The sequence below is a fragment of the Streptomyces yangpuensis genome (assembly GCF_001005295.1).
GTDB classification, from domain to species: Bacteria; Actinomycetota; Actinomycetes; order Streptomycetales; family Streptomycetaceae; genus Streptomyces; species Streptomyces yangpuensis.
The window spans coordinates 690,079-706,978 of record NZ_LBMK01000001.1; the positions used below are offsets into that span (position 1 = coordinate 690,079).

The following is a 16,900-nucleotide window of genomic DNA, read 5'->3' on the forward strand; positions in this document are numbered from 1 at the left end:
GTGGCGTCCGGTTACGCCGGCCTGCGCGTCAGGGGCGGGTGTTGCGGGGGCCTACTGGTTGCCAGGGGGCCAGGTAGGCGTTCGGGGCGTCCGCCGACGAGGTGACGTACAGCCGTGCGTCGAGCCCCACCACCGCCAGGCTGACCATGTTCCTGCCGGTCATCGTCGAGGAGGGCGCCCCGACGAACATCAGCGGCGACCGCCCCCACGGCCGTCCCGGACCGACCTCCGCGCCCAGCTGCCCGCCCGCCGCGCGGCCCGCGAGCACGTGCCCGCTCGCCGTCACCGAGCCGAAGCCGTTCAGCCCGCCGAGGTCGGTCATGTTGTTGACCTTCAGCCCGTCGTCGGCCGTCATCAGGGCCGTACGGACGTTGCCCGAGCCGGGCTTGCGGAACCACAGCCGTACCCCGCCCTCGCGCCCCTCCACGGTCAGCGGCAGCGTGGTGTCCGGCAGCCCGGTCGCCGTGACCCGGCCCAGCGGCGCGCCCGCCTTCGGCTGCGCCCAGCCGACGACCGTCCTGGACGTGGCGGCGAGGACCATGCGCCGCCCCGCCCCGTCGGTCGCGGTGACCGGTGAGCCGTGCAGGTCCTCACCGCCGTGCTTCTCCCAGGGCCCCCAGCCGCCGTCCGGCCCCTGCAGCCGGCCGCGCAGGCTGTACGAGCCGTCGCGGACGTACGCCGCCAACTGCCCCGTCCCGTCGACCGAGACGGCCGGTGCGCTGATGTCGGAGGTCGACGTCTCGTCGGCGGTCTCGGGGGTGCCGAGCGACTGCCACTCCCCGAACCGGTCCGCGCCGGGCGCCTGCTGGACCGTGTGGACGACCTCGCGCTTGTAGTCGGTGGGCCGCGCCCCGAAGGAGGTCCGGGTGCCGAAGACCGCGATCCGCCCGTCCTTCAGCGTCACGGCGGTGACGCCCGGGTCCATGCCGGTGCCGGGCAGCAGGTCGGGGCCCCGCCAGGGGCCGACGGGGCCGGGCCGGTGCCAGACGGCGACCTGTCCGTCGAGCACTTCGAAGGCCCACAGGCCGTGGTCCTTGTCGGAGGTCAGCCAGTTGGTGCCGGTGCCGCGGGCGTGGTTGACGGTGTCCGTCCAGCGGTTGCCGGCCGGCCGGTCGGAGACCTTGAGGTCGCCGCAGCCGGCGTCGCTGCCGCAGTGGTTCTGCCGGTCGAGCCAGGCGTACGTGTCGAGGCTGTCCAGCTTTTCCTTCGCCTCCTGCGGGTCCAGCGCGCTGGGGAGGGAGCCGTTGACGTAGCCGACGTAGTTCTGCACCGCGAAGTGCGGCCGGTCCTTGACGTCCTTCGCGTAGGCGGCCGTGGCCATCTGCACGAAGCGGGCGCCGTAGAAGTGGTCCTGGTGGTCGGTGTACTGCTTGTTGTCCGGGTACCGGCCGGGGGTCGGGTCCTGGAAGCGGACGGTGGTCGGCCGGTACTGCTCCAGGACCCCGACGAGGGTCTGGACGACCTGGTCCTTCGAGTACGCGAACCTCTGCTTGACCGGGGTGCCGGAGGAGAGCATCGAATCCAGGCGGGCGACCTTGCCGTTCCAGAGGCCGTGCAGGCTGTCGGGCACGTCGGCGTAGCCGTGGCCGGCCTCGCGCAGCTGCAGCCAGACCAGGTTGACCTGGGGTTTGGCGACGAGGACGTCGACCTCGGCGTGGCCGCCGCCCTTGGTCGGGACGACGGTGCGCTGCCAGGCGCCGGCGCGGTCGCCGGTGGCCATCTTGGCGTAGGCGGCGCGGATGCCGTTCTGGCGGGCCTCGGCGTAGGCGGGCTTGTTCGGGGCGGTGGTCGCCCCCTTGGCGGGGGCGGCGTTGACGCCGTCGGCCTCGCCGGCGGTGAGGTAGACGGAGGTGACCGGGTGGCCGGCGGATATGGAGTACCGCAGGTCCGGGTTCATGAAGTACAGGTCGTCGTCGGGGTGCGCGACGATCTGGACGACGCGGCCGGGGTCGGGTACGGAGCCGGCGGCCAGGGGCGCAGCTGCGGTCGTGGCTGGGGTGGCCGCCGCGGGGGCGCGGTCCCGGTCCAGGCCGTCGAGGGCGGCGCTGCCCCGGAGTACGAGCATGCCGGCGGCGGCGGTGGCCGCGCAGAGGGCGACGGCCTTGACGAGCCCGGCCCAGCGGTGGCGTCCCCGGCGGGTGTGCGGTGCGGATTCCGCCGGTTGGGGCTCGGCCGTGCGTGCCGACCGTGCCGCCGCTTTGCGGCCGCGGCGAGTCTGCGGTGCGGGCTCGGCTGCCGCCGGTCCGGGCGTGGCTTCGGCATTCGGCCCTGCGGTCCGGCGGCCGCGGCGGGTCTGCGGTGCGGTGGGTGCGGCTTCGCCGGGCCGCAGCGCTGCCTGCGCCGGTCCGGGCGTGGCTTCGGCGGCTCGTGCCACGGCCTGGCTGCCGTCTGCGGTGGTGTGGTGGGCGTCGGCCGGGATCCGTGGTTCCGGGATCTGGGCCTGGTGCTGCTGGAACTCGGAGGACTGCTGGGCCCCATGGGCGTACGCGGGCTGCTGCGGTACGTGGAGCTGTTGGTCCTGCGGATACGGAAGGGGCTGGAACTGCTGCGGCTGCTGGGGCCCATGGAAGTGCGCGGCCTGCTGCGGTACGTGGGGCTCGTAGGCCTGCGGGTCCTGCTGGGGTTGTTGTGGCACGGTGGGCCCGGCTCCGGGGGACCAGTCGTTCCAGCCGGGGTGCGGGGCATGGGGAAACTCACCTGCGGTATCGGGGTGTTGGTGCTGGTGAGGCAGGTGGGTCGGGTGGTACTGCTGGGGATCGGGATCCTGACGCCACCCGCCCGGAGAGTCCAGCCCGCCCAGTTCGCCCTGCCCGTAGGCCACGCCGTACTGCTGCCCGTCCCACCCGTCCTGCCCGTAGACCGCCCCGTACGGCACGGCGCCCAGCCCGTACGGGACGCCGCCCCACCCCTGTGCCGGGTCCGGAGCCCCGCCCGGCCCACCCGCGGTGGGGCCGGGGTAGGGGTGTCCGTCGGACATGGGGCTCCTCGTGACCGGTCGGCGGGGAGCGGGCCCCATCACGCTATAAGTATTCAGATAATCCGATAATCCACGCCATGGTACGTCCCGGTGAGTCGAACGCCTGCTCCGGCTAGGCTCGACCCGGATACGCCAGGGCAGTAACAGCGGCAGCAACAGCGGCAGTGGCAGCGACAACCGCGGGAGGCGGCGGGATGACGGTCCCGGGACGCAGGAGCAGCACCTTCATCCGGCTGCTCCGCAGCGGGTTCACCGACCCCTCCGCAGCCGCCCGGCTGCTCGACACCGACGCGCTCGCCGCCGTACGCGACGATCCGGTCCTCCTCGACGCCCTCGGCGCGACCGCCGACCCCGACCTGGCCCTGCGCGGGCTGGTCCGGCTCGCCGAGGCGCAGCCGGACGGCGAGCTGCCCCGGCTGCTCGACACCCTCGTCAGCGCCAAACCCCTGCGCGACCGCCTCCTCGGCGTACTCGGCGCCTCCGAGGCCCTCGGCGACCACCTCGCCCGCCACCCCCGCGACTGGCTCGGCCTGGTCACGTACGAGGCCGCCGACCTGCACCCCGGACTCCCCGAGTTCGAACGCGGACTCGCGGACGCCCACGACCCCGTCGCCCTGCGTGTCGCCTACCGCCGCTGCCTGCTCTCCATCGCGGCCCGCGACGTCTGCGGCACCATCGACGTCGCCCAGACGGCCGCCGAGCTCGCCGACCTCGCCACCGCCACCCTCCGCGCGGCCCTGCGGATCGCCTCCGCCGCCGCCCCCGAGGACGCGGCCCAGTGCCGCCTCGCCGTCATCGCGATGGGCAAGTGCGGCGGCAACGAACTCAACTACGTCTCCGACGTCGACGTGATCTTCGTCGGCGAGGCGGCCGACGGCAGTACCGACGAGGGCAAGGGCATCCAGGCCGCCACCCGCCTCGCCTCCCACCTCATGCGGATCTGCTCGGAGACCACCGTCGAGGGCACCATCTGGCCCGTCGACGCCAACCTCCGCCCCGAGGGCCGCAACGGACCCCTCGTCCGCACCCTCGCCTCCCACCTGGCCTACTACCAGCGGTGGGCCAAGACCTGGGAGTTCCAGGCCCTCCTCAAGGCCCGCGCCGTGGCCGGCGACGCGGCCCTGGGCGCCGAGTACGTCGACGCCATAACGCCGCTGGTCTGGCAGGCGGCCGAACGGGAGAACTTCGTCCCCGACGTGCAGAAGATGCGCCGCCGCGTCGTCGACAACATCCCCGCCGCCCACGTCGACCGCGAACTCAAGCTCGGCCCCGGCGGTCTGCGTGACGTCGAGTTCGCCGTCCAGCTGCTCCAGCTCGTCCACGGCCGCAGCGACGCCACCCTGCACTCCGGCACCACCCTCGACGCCCTCCACGCCCTCGCCGCCGGCGGCTACGTCGGCCGCGCCGACGCCGCCCAGCTGCACGACGCGTACCGCTTCCTGCGCGCCATGGAGCACCGCATCCAGCTCTACCGGCTGCGCCGCACCCACCTCGTCCCCGAGGACGAGCACGACCTGCGGCGCCTGGGCCGCTCCATGGGCCTGCGCACCGAACCCGTCGCCGAGCTCAACAAGGCCTGGCGCCGGCACGCCTCCGTCGTGCGGCGCCTGCACGAGAAGCTCTTCTACCGGCCGCTGCTCGACGCCGTCGCCCAGCTCACCCCGGGCGAGACCCGGCTCTCCCCGCGCGCCGCCGGCCAGCGCCTCGAAGCCCTCGGCTACGCCGACCCCGCCTCGGCCCTGCGCCACCTCGAAGCCCTCGCCTCCGGCGTCACCCGCAAGGCCGCCATCCAGCGCACCCTGCTGCCGGTCATGCTCGGCTGGTTCGCCGACTCCGCCGACCCGGACGCCGGCCTGCTGAACTTCCGCAAGGTCTCCGACGCCCTCGGCAAGACCCCCTGGTACCTGCGCCTGCTGCGTGACGAGGGCGCCGCCGCCGAGAACCTCGCCCGCGTGCTGTCCGCCGGACGCCTCGCCCCCGACCTGCTGATGCGGGCCCCCGAGGCGGTGGCCCTGCTCGGTGATCCCGAGGGCCTGCAGCCCCGTACGCACGAGGCCCTCCAGCAGGAGGTACTCGCCGCCGTGGGCCGCGCCGAGAACCCGGAGACGGCCGTCGCCGCAGCCCGCGGGGTCCGCCGCCGCGAGCTCTTCCGCACCGCCGCCGCCGACATCATCGGCTCCTACGGTACGGAGGACAGCCCGGCCGAGGAGGACCACGGAGCCCTGGTCGACCGGGTCGGCGGGGCCGTCTCCGACCTCACCGCCGCGACCATCGCGGGCGCCCTGCGCGCCGCCGTGCAGTCGCACTACGGCGACACCCTGCCCACCCGCTTCGCCGTCATCGGCGTCGGCCGCTTCGGCGGCCACGAACTCGGCTACGGATCCGACGCCGACGTCCTCTTCGTCCACGAACCCCGCGAGGGCGTCGACGAGCAGGAGGCCGCCAAGGCCGCCCAGACCGTCATCGCCGAGATGCGCCGGCTGCTCCAGCTGCCCACCGCGGACCCGCCGCTGCTCATCGATGCCGACCTGCGGCCCGAAGGCCGCTCAGGCCCGCTGGTACGCACCCTGGCCTCCTACGCCGCCTACTACCGGCGCTGGTCGCTGACCTGGGAAAGCCAGGCGCTGCTGCGGGCCGAGCCGGTGGCGGGCGAGGAGGAGCTGGGCCGCCGCTTCATCGAGCTGATCGACCCGCTGCGCTACCCGGCCGAGGGCCTCGGCGAGGACGCGGTGCGCGAGATCCGTCGCCTCAAGGCGCGGATGGAGTCGGAGCGGCTGCCGCGCGGCGCCGACCCGACCCTGCACACCAAGCTGGGCCGCGGCGGTCTCAGCGACGTCGAGTGGACCGTCCAGCTGATCCAGATGCGGCATGCCTGGGCGGAGCCGGGCCTGCGCACCACCCGTACCCGCGAGGCCCTCGCGGCCGCCCACGCGGCCGGGCTGATCCCGACCGACGAGGCGCAGATCCTGGACGAGGCCTGGGTCCTGGCGACCCGGGTCCGCAACGCGGTGATGCTGGTGCGCGGCCGAGCCGGGGACACCTTCCCGTCCGAGGCCCGCGAACTGGCCGCGGTCGGCCGCTACCTCGGCTACGCGGAGGGCACGGTCGGCGAACTGCTGGACGACTACCGCCGCATCACTCGCCGCGCCCGCGCGGTGGTGGAGGAACTCTTCTACGGGGGCTGAACCCGAAGCGGCGGAGCGCGGACCCGCCAGGGGTCCGCGCTCCGCCGTTCGCCGTTCCGGAGTGGCGCGGGTGTCAGCGGGCCGTGCCGAAGTTCTGGGTCCAGTAGTGGTTCGGCTGGGCCAGGCCGATGCCGATCTCCTTGAAGGAGCAGTTCAGGATGTTCTCGCGGTGGCCCGGGCTGTTCATCCAGCCCTCCATGACCTTCTCGGGCGTGCTGTAGCCGTAGGCGACGTTCTCGCCGTACGTGCGCCACGCGTAGCCGGCGCGGGTGATGCGCGTGCCGGCGTCCGAGCCGTCGGAGCCCGTGTGGGACATGTTGCTGTGGGCGGCCATGTCCGCGCTGTGGTCCTGCGCGGCCTTCGTGAGCTTCGCGTTCAGGGTGACGGCCGGGCATCCGGCGGCGGCGCGCTCCTGATTGACCAGGGCGAGGACGGCGGCGACGGAGCCGGAGGCGGCCGGCGCGGGCGAGGTCTGCGGCGGCTGGGGCGCCTGCGGCTTCTTGGTGACCGGCGGCTTCGCGGGCTGCGGCTGGGTCCGCGGCGGCTGCGCCTGCGAGGGCTGCGCCTGCGTGGGCTGGGCGGCGGGCTGCGAGGCTTCCGCGGCCGGCTGCTCGGGGGCCGGGGTGCTGCTCGGCGTCGTCGGGACGTCCACCGGGACCGCGGTGTTCGGGTCGGCCGTGGGGACGTAACTCCACGGGCGCTGCGCCTGGTGGCTCGCGGTACGGGTCCGGCCGGTGTCGTCGCCGCCCGAGTCGAAGCAGGCCATGGCGGCCGTGGGAACACCCACGATTCCCAGAGCGCTGAACCCGATGATTATTTTCCGGTACTGCTTCTTCTTCCGATGCTTCTGCATGCGTAACCTCATTCGGTGATCGCGAAGCCCTCCGGCGCCGGAACTGCGGGACGCCGGAATGGTCGACATTCTTAGAAGCCCGCCATTGGACTGGCAAGTTTCCGTTTCGCGCTCACCCGGGGGATTCGGCATGCGGCTTGAAACGGGCCGTTGATCGTGCATGGTCACGATCAGGTCACCGGCACAACCATGTGATGTGTTTTCAGGAGCGCCCGTGACCAGGGAAGTAGGGGACGGGTAAGGCGGTAGCGCCGATTCCGTTCCCGTAGGAGAGGGGAATGTCGAATCCAAAACGGACAAATGTCGAAATGTCGATGAGGTGGCACGCCCGGGAAGCCGTCCGGCGCCGAGGTTCCCGTCGTGACGCATGTCACGCAACCGGGAGCCGGATCGCGGCGTCGGGCGAGGGCCACGGGCCCCGCGTCGACCGCTCGCATCGGCCGCCGCATTGCCCGCCGCCCTTTCGGAGGAATTGCCGAGTAATTCCTTCGAGTGGTCCCGCGGTGGACCCGGCGTGTTCGTGCCTCCAGGTGGTTGCAGGTGCCGGGCCGTTCCGGCCGCGGTAGGGGTACTGCATGACGCAGAAGAAAGACAAAGCCGGTGAGGGGGCGGGGGAGCGTCCGAAGCAGCGGAGCGCCACGACCGCCGCGCTCGCGGGAGCGCTGATCGGCGCCCTGGCCGGTCTGACGGGGAGCACGCTCGCCTACTTCGAGGCCAAGGACACGCGCCGCGAGGAGGCCCACGCCCGCCGTTCGGACATCCGCCGGGCCGCCTACGTCGACCTCGCGGCGGCCACGAACACGTACGTGCAGCAGGCCACCCAGCTCCTGACCGTGAGCCTCGACCCCGCCAAGACCCCGCAGGAGAGACAGCGCCGGTTCGAGAACGGATACGCGCCGGCCAACACGGACCTCGCGCGGGCCGTCACCACGGCGCGCCTCGTGGCACCGCCCGACGGCCGACGGGACCTCGCGGCGATCGACACCCGCTCCACGCGCGTGGGGGAGCTGGCGACGGGCTGGTACGCCAAGGGCCCCGAGGGTGCCGACGTGGCGAAGGCCGACGCCGAGTTCGCCGAGGCGGTCAAGGCCCAGCTGGCCGCCCTGCAGACGTTCCTGGACCGGGCCGCGGACGAGTCGTTGTAGTGCGCTGTAGTGCGCTGTAGTGCGGGGGCCCCGTCGCGTACGTCGCGTACGGCTCTCATGCGGCTTCGGCGTCGGTGGTCGTCGTCCCGGCCGCCGGTGGGGCGCAGCTCCGGCAGCGGCCGGGGGTGGGGGAGCGGAAGGCGCGTTCGCAGCCGTCGCACGTGCGGAGCGGGTGGACGGTGCGGTCCGGGCCGGCCGGGTCGGGTGCCCAGGGGTCCGGCAGGCGGGGCGGCAGCAGTTCCCGCAGGCGGTGGGCGAGCAGCGCGGCGGGGGAGTGGATCGGCGTCGTCGGCAGCGAGCGCGTGAGGGCCGCGGTCACGGCGCTCGGGGTCACCCCGCGCTCCAGCCATTCCGCCGCGGCGGGCGCCAGCCGTACGGTGTCCCGCTCGGACAGCGTCAGCCGCGGGTCGCGCAGCCGCAGCCGGGCGAGGAGTTCCCGCGCCTCCGACTCGGCCTCGGGGGTGACGGTTTCGGGCTCGCGCTCGGACGCGGACGCGGACGCGGGTTCGGGTTCGCGGTTCGGGTCGGGCCGGGGTTCAGGCTCCGGGTCCGAGTCAGGTTCGGGCTCCGGGTCCGGTTCAGGTTCCGGGTCGGGGTCCGGCTGGGGTGTCGGCTTCGGCTCGGGTCGTCGGGGTGGGTCCCGCCGTTCGCGGCTCGCCCCGGCCATCGCGGGCGGATTGTTGTACGAGATCGTGCAGGTCACGACGCGTCCTGTCGGCAGCCGCTCCTGGAAGCGGGCCAGGTAGCCATACCGCTCCAGCTCGCGCAGGGCGGTGGCGATGCGGACCTCGCCCTCCGGGAAGCGTTCGGCGAGGGCCTTGATGGTCACCTTGGAGCCGGTCGGGAGCGACTGGATGTGCGTGGCCAGGCCGATCGCCGCCAGGCTCAGCCGGCGGTGCTGGGCGAGATGGTTGCCGATCTTGACGTAGCCGCGACGGTGGTCGTGGTTGACGTGCCGGATGCCCGACGGGACGCGCGAGGGCGCGCTAAGCTGCTGGTCAGCCATGGGGAAGGTGTCGCTTCCGCTGTGGTCAGGCCCTCGCCCGGGATTGCCGTCCCGGCCGGGGGCCGAATGCGTTTATGGGGTTGTCGGGAGTCAGAGTGCCCGGCGAATTGGCGTATGCGCCAGCCCGGTTGGGGTGATTCACCCGACCGAGTGAGAGGGGGAAGGGGGAGGTGTGGAAGGTCATTTCCCCCGGTTATTTGTCTTTAGGCGTCGTGCGGGACCGGATATTGATCCACCGGGTCGCGGAAACCTCGATCCGGTGAAATCGGACTCGCCACATCAATTTCTGCCCACACCGTCTTCAGTGGCGCCGGACCGAGATCCGTCCCCCATCGCGAGGCGAGCGCGGACACCAGCACCAGCCCCCGCCCCGACTCCGCCTCGGGGTCCGGCACCTGGCAGGCGGCGGGCGGCGCGAACTCCCGTCGCGTGTCGGACACTTCGATACGGAGCGTAGGGCCCGGCGTAAGGCGCAGCACGAGCCGGAAGTCCCGCCCGCGCACCCTGCCGTGGGTCACGGCGTTCGCGGCGAGTTCGGCGACGACCTGTGCCGCCTCCTCGAACGGAAGCTTTCGATCCACGAGTTGGGCCACCGTGAGCGCGCGTGCGGCGCGGGCTCCGCGCGGCGTGGAGGGGAGCGTGGCGACGAGGGAGGTTTCCTGATTCACGTGACTCAGCGTGGCCATCCGTGCGTACCCTGAACAGAGTTGAGGGCGCTGTGTACGACGGTTGTCCAGAGCGGTCCCGTGGTGTCCTTGCGGTCCAAGGGGAGGCGGATGTGAGCACGATGGACGGTGCCGACGAATCGAGCTGGGAACTCGATCCGGAGGACGAATCCGGGGCGGTCATCGCCACGGTGGGACGCCAGCTGAAGATGTGGCGTGAGGCGGCGGGCTTTGACCGAACCAAATTCGGTGAACGGATGGGATACGGGGCGAACCTGATCTACAAGATCGAGCGTGGGGCCCGTATTCCGCGCCCGGAGTTCCTGGACAAGGCGGACGAGGTCCTCGGGGCGGGCGGGAAAATCGCAGCGATGAAGGCGGACATCGAAAGGGCCCGCTACCCCAAGAAGGTCCGTGATCTGGCCAAGTTGGAATCCGAAGCGGTTGAGCTGGGCGCCTACGGGAACCACAACCTGCACGGGCTGCTCCAGACCGAGGAGTACGCGCGGGCGCTGTACGAGATGCGGAGGCCCGCCTACTCACCGGACGAGGTGGAGCGGTACGTCTCGGCTCGTATGGCGCGGCAGGGGGTTTTCCACCGACTGCCATCACCTGCACTGACCTTCGTACTGGAGCAGGTCACGCTGGAGCGGACGATCGGTGGACGGGGCGTACTGCGCAGGCAGTTGGAGCGTCTGCTCGACATCGGTCAACTGCGCAACGTCGAGATCCAGGTGATGCCGACTGACTCTGAGGACCATGCGGGCATGGGAGGCCACCTTCAGGTGGTCAAACTGAGGGATGGCACGGCGGTCGGGTATGTCGAGGCGCAGCTGCCAGGCCGCTTGATCACCAACGTCACTGACATCCAGCTGCTCGAACTCCGTTATGGGATCATCCGTTCACAGGCTTTCAGCCCACGGGAGTCGAGAGCCTTCATCGAGAAAGCGCTGGGAGAGACATGAGCATCAAGCCCTCGGTCGGCGGCCTCTCCGCACTGGAGTGGGCCAAGAGTAGCTACAGCGCCAGCGACAGCAACGAGTGCGTCGAGGTCGCGTGGGTCAAGAGCAGCTACAGCACGGCCGACGGCCCTGACTGCGTCGAGGTCGCCCGCACCCCCGGCACGGTCCTCGTCCGGGATTCCAAGCGGCCCGAGGGCGCACGCCTCGCCGTCACCCCCGACGCCTGGAGCGGTTTCGTGGCGCACGCCGCCATCGTGTGAGCCGCCGGGACACAGCCGTCGAGACCGTACTCCGGAAGCGGTGGCCGGACCCGGCCTGCTGGGACGCTGTGGTCGACGCCGTGTGCTCCGAGGAATCGAGCTACGACGCCGACCAGGTGCTGATCCAGGCAGGCACGGCCATCGCCCGGCACGCCGACCGGATCGCCGTGGACCTCCGCCGACAGCAGGGGGCCTTCGGGACCGCAGTCGGCCACGGTGTGACGGTGCGCGCCCTCGCCCTCGCGGGAACGGGTGACCTGCGGGCCCTACCGGTCCTGCACTCCCTCGCCGAGCACGGCGGGCTGCCGTACATCCGCCCGGAAGCCCGGGTCATGGCCGCCCTGCCCCCGGCCGAGCTGGCCGCGGTCATTGCGGACCAGGCTGCGGCACGACGGCGACCGCTACCACGGGAACACCACCGCCCTCGAAGTCCTCGCGCTCTGCGGTGCCGACGCCGCACTCGCCGTGGACGACGTGGCCATGCGCCTGGACACGCAGTACGCCTACGACGCGATGCGCGTGCTCGGTCGGATCGGCCCGCCGGCCGCCGCCACGGCGGACCGGCTGGCCGCGTACGCCACCGGTCGGGGCCGCGGGGCCCGCGGCTCCTACCCGCGCCGCGCGGCCTGGGCGCACTGGAAGGTCACCGGGGACCCCGCCCTCGCCCTCGACGTGTGCGGGGCGGCCGTGCGGTCCGGGACCGCCAGCCACGGCCTGCCCTTCCTGGCCGACCTCGGCCCGCTGGCCGCCGTACACACAACGCCCGTGCGCCGCCTGATGGATTCGTGACCGCTCGCATCCAATCGAGGTGTCTACTCAGCGAACCCAGCCGCTTCGCATTTCGTCTCAGCGAAGCTAGTCGTGTGGATGTTCAGGCTGGGGGTGCTGGGTGGCTGCCTCTTCCAGCGACCTTGGCCAGACATACCCGTATGCTTCGGCGCCCTCTCGATCGCCGGCACAGACCACCGCGCCGTTCAGGGGGTGCGGGCGCCGGAGGGCGCCAAGGATGCGCTCGCTCTGCACCTCGGGGCTTTCTTCGGTCACCGCGAACCCGATTCTCAGCTGGATGGACGGATCGGCGTTCACGCGCGGGACCCACAGGGAGACAAGGACCTGTCCGGGGTCCGAGTCCCACACGGAGACCCAGAACGTGTCACTGTTCCACGCGGCCAGGGGATTCGGCACGGCGAGCAGCTGCTGACCCACCAGGTCGGCGACATCCCACGCCGGCGAAGGCCGCTCCGCCAGAGCCACAGTGTTCCCCTCATCCAAACTTATGCGCCCCAGCACGGAGCGGACACGACCCATTGTCGCGGACGTGATCGCCCGCATCCTACCGGCGCGGCGGCTGGTGCTCACGGGCGAGTGTCAGGCACGTCAAACCTCAATGGCAGATGATCCACAGCCGTCTCACTCCATCCAGTCCGCGCAGGTCGACGCGATCCGGTCGACCAACTTCGGTGCGACAGGTCAATTCGGCCGGAGCGTGGACCAGGACGTACGCCGCGCACGCGTACTGGCGGATCACCGGCGACCCGGAGCCGGCCGTGCCGGTGCTGCTGGCCGAGGTGGACCCGGCCTGGGACGGCGGTCCGGCCCTACCGGTACGGGAGGCCGTCCGGATCCTCGGGGAGATCGGTGCCCCGGCCGTTTCGGCGGCGCCCCTGCTGCGCAGGATCCTCGCGCAGGCGGAACGGCTCAGCCGGCCCTGGGACGGCGTACGGATCCTCGCCGATCAGGCCTACGTCCGTACGCTCACCGAAGCGCTGGAAGGGATCGACGGGTGGGGGAAGTGAAGTTCGCGGTGCGCCGCGCGGGCCCGGGCGACGGAGACGTCCTCGGCGGGATCCACGCCGCCGCCTGGGAGGCGGCGTACGCGCCGTTCTTCGACCCGGAGTTCGCCGCGGACGGGATCGCGAGCAGGCGCACCCGCTGGCACGCACGGATCGCGGCGCAGGACTCCACGATCCTGCTGGCCGAACGGGACGGCCAGCCGGTGGCCATGTCGGCCTTCCGCCCGTCCTCGGCCACACCCGGCCTCGCCGAGATCCTCTCCTTCTACAGCCACCCCGACAGCTGGGGAACGGGCGCCGCCGCGGCCCTGATGACCGGCACGCTGGAGCACCTGCGCGCCGACGGCGTCACCCGCGCCCACCTGTGGACCCTGCGCGACACCCTGCAGTCCCGGCGCTTCTACATCAAGTGCGGTTTCGCGGAGACCGGCGCCACCCGCACCTACGACTTCGGTGACGGCAACCCCCTCACCCAGGTCGAGTTCGAACGGGGGTGCTGAGGGCGGCGCGCCGAACTCCGGCGGAATCCAACTGCCGTTCGCCCGGCGTACCCGCCGACGTCACATCCGGCTCCCTCTCCGGTCCTCCGGGGGCGCTGTTCTTGTGAGCGCTCCACACCCGCGAACGAAGCAGAGGTCGTCACCCCATGGCAGAACTCAACCGCCGACGCTTTCTCCAGCTCACCGGCGGCGCAGCCGCCCTGAGCCTGCTGGGCGAGAGCATCGCGCGCGCCGCCGCCATCCCCGCGCAGGGGACGACGGGCACCATCGCCGATGTCGAGCACATCGTGGTCCTGATGCAGGAGAACCGTTCCTTCGACCACTACTACGGCGCCCTGCGCGGCGTCCGCGGCTTCGGCGACCCGCGCCCCGTGACCCTGCCCAGCGGCAAGTCCGTCTGGCACCAGGCCGACAACGCGGGCAAGGAGACGCTGCCCTTCCGCCCGCCGTCCGACGACCTCGGCATGGAGTACCTCCAGGGCCTCAACCACGACTGGGCCGGCGGACAGAGCGCCTTCAACAAAGGCAAGTACGACAACTGGGTGCCCGCCAAGACACCTGCCACCATGGCCCACCTGACGCGCGAGGACATCCCCTTCCACTACGCCCTCGCGGACGCCTTCACCATCTGCGACGCCTACCACTGCTCGTTCATCGGCTCGACCGACCCCAACCGCTACTACCTCTGGTCCGGCCACACCGGCAACGACGGCAAGGGCGGCGGCCCGGTCCTCAACAACGCCGAGCTCGGCTACGACTGGACCACCTACCCCGAGCGCCTGGAGGCGGCCGGGATCTCGTGGAAGGTCTACCAGGACATCGGCGACGGCCTGGACGCAGCCGGATCCTGGGGCTGGATCAACGACGCCTTCCGCGGGAACTACGGCGACAACTCGCTGCTCTACTTCAACAAGTACCGCAACGCCCGGCCCGGCGACCCGCTCCACGACAAGGCCCGCACCGGCACGAACGCCAAGGCCGGCGAGGGCTACTTCGACCGGCTGCGCGCCGACGTCGCCGCCGGGACCCTGCCGCAGGTGTCGTGGATAGCCGCCCCGGAGGCGTTCAGCGAGCACTCGAACTGGCCCTCCAACTTCGGCGCCTGGTACATCGCGCAGGTGCTGGACGCGCTGACGTCCAACCCCGACGTGTGGGCCCGTACCGCCCTGTTCATCACCTACGACGAGAACGACGGCTTCTTCGACCACGTCGTCCCGCCGTACGCCCCGGCCGATGCGGGCCAGGGCCTGTCGACCACGCCGACCGCCCTCGACGTCTTCCCCGGCAAGCCCGGCTACGTCGCCGGACCGTACGGGCTGGGCCCGCGCGTCCCGATGCTCGTCGTCTCACCCTGGAGCACCGGCGGCTACTCCTGCTCCGAGACCTTCGACCACACCTCCGTCGTCCGCTTCATGGAGAAGCGCTTCGGGGTGCAGGAGCCCAACATCTCGCCCTGGCGGCGGGCCGTCTGCGGGGACCTGACCTCGGCCTTCGACTTCGCTCGCAAGGACACCTCCACGGTGTCGCTGCCCGACACGGGCCCGTGGGAGCCGCAGGACCGCGAGCGGCACCCCGACTTCCGGGCGACCCCGCCGGCCGTGGGGTCGATGCCGCGCCAGGAGAAGGGCCAGTGCCGCACCCGCCCGCTGAAGTACGCCCCGTACGTCGACGGCGCGGCCCTCACCGCCGAGGGAAAGTTCCGGCTGACGTTCAGCGGCGGCCCGGACCTGGGCGCGCAGTTCTACGTCACCTCCGCCAACCGGACCGACGCCCCCTGGACGTACACCACCGAGGCCGGCAAGTCGATCGCGGACACCTGGAACACCCGCTACTCGGCCGGCGTCACCGACCTGACCGTCCACGGCCCCAACGGCTTCCTGCGCGGCTTCCGCAACCCCGCAACCACCCCCGGACCCGAGGTCACCGCCCGCCACAACGCGACCACGGGCAACCTGGACCTCACCGTCACCAATGCCGGGGCGTCGACGGAGACCCTCACGATCACCAACGCCTACGGCGGCGGGGCCAAGCGCCTCACGGTCGCCAAGGGTGCCACCGTCACCCACAGCGTCTCCCTGAAGAACACGCGACGCTGGTACGACGTGAGCGTCACCTCGTCCGGGACGGCGGACTTTGGCCGCCGCTTCGCCGGGAAGGTGGAGACCGGCGCGGCCGGCCTCTCGGACCCGGCGATCCTGACGGACCAGTCCTCCTCCTGAAGCGAGGGACGCGAAAGCGCCCGTGCACCGGAATCCTCCGGGGCGCGGGCGCTCGCGTGTACGGGGCCGGGCGCGGACGGCCGTGTGTCAGCTCGGGCGCTCGTAGTTGGTCAGGACGCAGCCGTCGACCTGGGCCTTCTCCAGCCGGTGGCCAGCGGGCGCGGTGAAGCCGGTCTCGCAGTTCAGGTACAGGAACTGGAGCTGGTACAGCCCGCGGCGGACGTTCGCGTTGTTGGTCTCCACGGCGATGTTCGTGCCGACCAGCAGCTTGCTCGCGGTGGCCTTGAGGCGTCCGTCGTCCTTCAGGTCGGCCAGCTGCGCCGCCTTGGCCTTGGCCTGGAGGGTCTTCATGTCGGAGACGGTGTCCAGCCAGTTCAGGTTGTGCGCGCGCCGTTCCCCGCCGAGCTCGCCGCAGACGGCCCGCTGCTTGACGCCCCAGGCGCTCGGGGGGCCGTCGACGACCGGCATGTAGTCGATCGACTGTATGTGCTCGTCGGTGACGGTCATCTTCGTGCAGTCGACGGTGTGCGGGCTGACGAGCTGCTTCAGCTCGGCGATGCTGCCGGCGCTCGGCAAGCCCGGGCTGCCGGTGGACGGCTGGCCCGGCTTCGCGGCTCCCTCGGTGGAGGGGTCGCGGACCGCGCCGCGGTGGGGGCTGCCCTGGCCGTCGGGGCTGTTGACGTAGTCGGTGAGGAAGCAGCCCTCGACCAGGGCCTTCTCCTTCTTGAACCCCTCCGGGACGAAGATGTTGGGGTTGCAGCTCAGGATGCGCAGGTCGGAGTTGGGCGGGTCGACCAGGGACACGGCGGTGGCGGTCTTGAGCGCGGTCAGGGCGAAGGTCTTGCCGACGACCGTGCGGCTGGCGAGGTCGGTGTTGTCCCGGCCCTCGGCGAGCAGCTTCGCGGCGTGGTCCTTGGCGGCCTGCTGGAAGGCCTTCATGTCCGGGGTCAGGAAGAGGACGATCTCGCCCCGCGCCTTCTCGTCCGTGCAGACGCCACGCTCCGTGATGCCCCAGTCCCCGGCGCCGATGAACCCGCTCAGCGGCACCCGGCTGTCGTTCGGGTCGGTGCTGAGGTTCTCGCAGGACGTGTACTGCTGTACGTGGGCCTGCGCCCCGGCCAGCGTGGCGGGCGCGGCGCCGGTGGCTGCCGGGGAGGCGGTGGCCGGGGCGCTCGCGGAGGGGCTCGCGGCGGGCGGGGCCGGCTTGGGGGACTCCTCGCAGGCGGTGGCTAGGGTGGTGAGCGCGGCGAGGGCCGCGGTCGCGGCGGATATCCGCTGGAGGCGCATGGGTGTCTTCCGTCGGCTGGACACGGCACGGGGGATGGCGTGCCCATG

Annotated in this window: 14 protein-coding genes; 8 read left to right on the forward strand and 6 right to left on the reverse strand. The window is 72.0% G+C overall.

Going from position 1 to position 16,900, the window contains the following annotated elements:
* Positions 1–28: 28 nt before the first annotated feature.
* A complete protein-coding gene (locus AAT21_RS03110) occupies positions 29–2,977 on the reverse strand; it encodes a PIG-L family deacetylase (protein ID WP_063838060.1) in 2,949 nt (982 codons plus the stop codon).
* A 194-nt stretch (positions 2,978–3,171) separates the two neighbouring features.
* Between AAT21_RS03110 and AAT21_RS03115 the strand changes: the two genes are divergently transcribed.
* Positions 3,172–6,162 (forward strand): bifunctional [glutamine synthetase] adenylyltransferase/[glutamine synthetase]-adenylyl-L-tyrosine phosphorylase, encoded by a 2,991-nt coding sequence (locus AAT21_RS03115; protein ID WP_046775121.1) that lies wholly within the window; start codon positions 3,172–3,174, stop codon positions 6,160–6,162.
* 73 nt (positions 6,163–6,235) lie between these two features.
* Here the strand turns inward: AAT21_RS03115 and AAT21_RS03120 are convergent, their stop codons facing one another.
* Positions 6,236–7,015: a CAP domain-containing protein gene (locus AAT21_RS03120; RefSeq protein WP_046775122.1), complete on the reverse strand. Its 780-nt coding sequence runs from the start codon at positions 7,013–7,015 to the stop codon at positions 6,236–6,238.
* A 575-nt stretch (positions 7,016–7,590) separates the two neighbouring features.
* Between AAT21_RS03120 and AAT21_RS03125 the strand changes: the two genes are divergently transcribed.
* Positions 7,591–8,160: a hypothetical protein gene (locus tag AAT21_RS03125; protein ID WP_046775123.1), complete on the forward strand. Its 570-nt coding sequence runs from the start codon at positions 7,591–7,593 to the stop codon at positions 8,158–8,160.
* Between the two features lie 55 nt (positions 8,161–8,215).
* On the opposite strand, the gene AAT21_RS37330 is transcribed toward AAT21_RS03125, so the two are convergent.
* Positions 8,216–9,166 carry a helix-turn-helix domain-containing protein gene (locus tag AAT21_RS37330; RefSeq protein WP_046775124.1) on the reverse strand — a complete coding sequence of 317 codons (951 nt, stop codon included), beginning with the start codon at positions 9,164–9,166 and terminating at the stop codon, positions 8,216–8,218.
* A 203-nt stretch (positions 9,167–9,369) separates the two neighbouring features.
* Positions 9,370–9,834 (reverse strand): ATP-binding protein, encoded by a 465-nt coding sequence (locus tag AAT21_RS03135; protein ID WP_327152712.1) that lies wholly within the window; start codon positions 9,832–9,834, stop codon positions 9,370–9,372.
* A gap of 119 nt (positions 9,835–9,953) precedes the next feature.
* Here AAT21_RS03135 and AAT21_RS03140 point away from each other — a divergent pair, with 119 nt between their 5' ends.
* The 3 genes from AAT21_RS03140 (at position 9,954) to AAT21_RS03150 (ending at position 11,842) form a co-directional block, all read left to right on the forward strand.
* Positions 9,954–10,796 (forward strand): helix-turn-helix domain-containing protein, encoded by an 843-nt coding sequence (locus AAT21_RS03140; protein WP_046775568.1) that lies wholly within the window; start codon positions 9,954–9,956, stop codon positions 10,794–10,796.
* Entirely contained in the window at positions 10,793–11,053 is a 261-nt protein-coding gene (locus tag AAT21_RS03145) for a DUF397 domain-containing protein (RefSeq protein ID WP_046775126.1), read from the forward strand. Before AAT21_RS03140 ends, AAT21_RS03145 begins: the two co-directional genes overlap by 4 nt.
* Before the next feature lie 369 nt (positions 11,054–11,422).
* Positions 11,423–11,842 carry a hypothetical protein gene (locus tag AAT21_RS03150; protein WP_046775127.1) on the forward strand — a complete coding sequence of 140 codons (420 nt, stop codon included), beginning with the start codon at positions 11,423–11,425 and terminating at the stop codon, positions 11,840–11,842.
* A gap of 66 nt (positions 11,843–11,908) precedes the next feature.
* On the opposite strand, the gene AAT21_RS03155 is transcribed toward AAT21_RS03150, so the two are convergent.
* Positions 11,909–12,307: a hypothetical protein gene (locus AAT21_RS03155; RefSeq protein ID WP_157879616.1), complete on the reverse strand. Its 399-nt coding sequence runs from the start codon at positions 12,305–12,307 to the stop codon at positions 11,909–11,911.
* A 206-nt stretch (positions 12,308–12,513) separates the two neighbouring features.
* Here AAT21_RS03155 and AAT21_RS38590 point away from each other — a divergent pair, with 206 nt between their 5' ends.
* The 3 genes from AAT21_RS38590 (at position 12,514) to AAT21_RS03170 (ending at position 15,565) form a co-directional block, all read left to right on the forward strand.
* Positions 12,514–12,849 carry a hypothetical protein gene (locus AAT21_RS38590; protein WP_046775129.1) on the forward strand — a complete coding sequence of 112 codons (336 nt, stop codon included), beginning with the start codon at positions 12,514–12,516 and terminating at the stop codon, positions 12,847–12,849.
* Positions 12,837–13,346 carry a GNAT family N-acetyltransferase gene (locus tag AAT21_RS38595; RefSeq protein WP_235438661.1) on the forward strand — a complete coding sequence of 170 codons (510 nt, stop codon included), beginning with the start codon at positions 12,837–12,839 and terminating at the stop codon, positions 13,344–13,346. Before AAT21_RS38590 ends, AAT21_RS38595 begins: the two co-directional genes overlap by 13 nt.
* Positions 13,347–13,492: 146 nt before the next feature.
* A complete protein-coding gene (locus AAT21_RS03170; RefSeq protein ID WP_046775130.1) occupies positions 13,493–15,565 on the forward strand; it encodes a phosphocholine-specific phospholipase C in 2,073 nt (690 codons plus the stop codon).
* An 87-nt stretch (positions 15,566–15,652) separates the two neighbouring features.
* On the opposite strand, the gene AAT21_RS03175 is transcribed toward AAT21_RS03170, so the two are convergent.
* Positions 15,653–16,876 (reverse strand): hypothetical protein, encoded by a 1,224-nt coding sequence (locus tag AAT21_RS03175; protein ID WP_157879617.1) that lies wholly within the window; start codon positions 16,874–16,876, stop codon positions 15,653–15,655.
* Positions 16,877–16,900: the final 24 nt, after the last annotated feature.

What these genes read in the sequence shown, in the direction of transcription:
- AAT21_RS03110 (WP_063838060.1), bottom strand. Translation starts at nt 2,977, where the DNA reads ATGTCCGACGGACACCCCTACCCCGGCCCCACCGCGGGTGGGCCGGGC.
- AAT21_RS03115 (WP_046775121.1), top strand. Translation starts at nt 3,172, where the DNA reads ATGACGGTCCCGGGACGCAGGAGCAGCACCTTCATCCGGCTGCTCCGC.
- AAT21_RS03120 (WP_046775122.1), bottom strand. Translation starts at nt 7,015, where the DNA reads ATGCAGAAGCATCGGAAGAAGAAGCAGTACCGGAAAATAATCATCGGG.
- AAT21_RS03125 (WP_046775123.1), top strand. Translation starts at nt 7,591, where the DNA reads ATGACGCAGAAGAAAGACAAAGCCGGTGAGGGGGCGGGGGAGCGTCCG.
- AAT21_RS37330 (WP_046775124.1), bottom strand. Translation starts at nt 9,166, where the DNA reads ATGGCTGACCAGCAGCTTAGCGCGCCCTCGCGCGTCCCGTCGGGCATC.
- AAT21_RS03140 (WP_046775568.1), top strand. Translation starts at nt 9,954, where the DNA reads ATGGACGGTGCCGACGAATCGAGCTGGGAACTCGATCCGGAGGACGAA.
- AAT21_RS03145 (WP_046775126.1), top strand. Translation starts at nt 10,793, where the DNA reads ATGAGCATCAAGCCCTCGGTCGGCGGCCTCTCCGCACTGGAGTGGGCC.
- AAT21_RS03170 (WP_046775130.1), top strand. Translation starts at nt 13,493, where the DNA reads ATGGCAGAACTCAACCGCCGACGCTTTCTCCAGCTCACCGGCGGCGCA.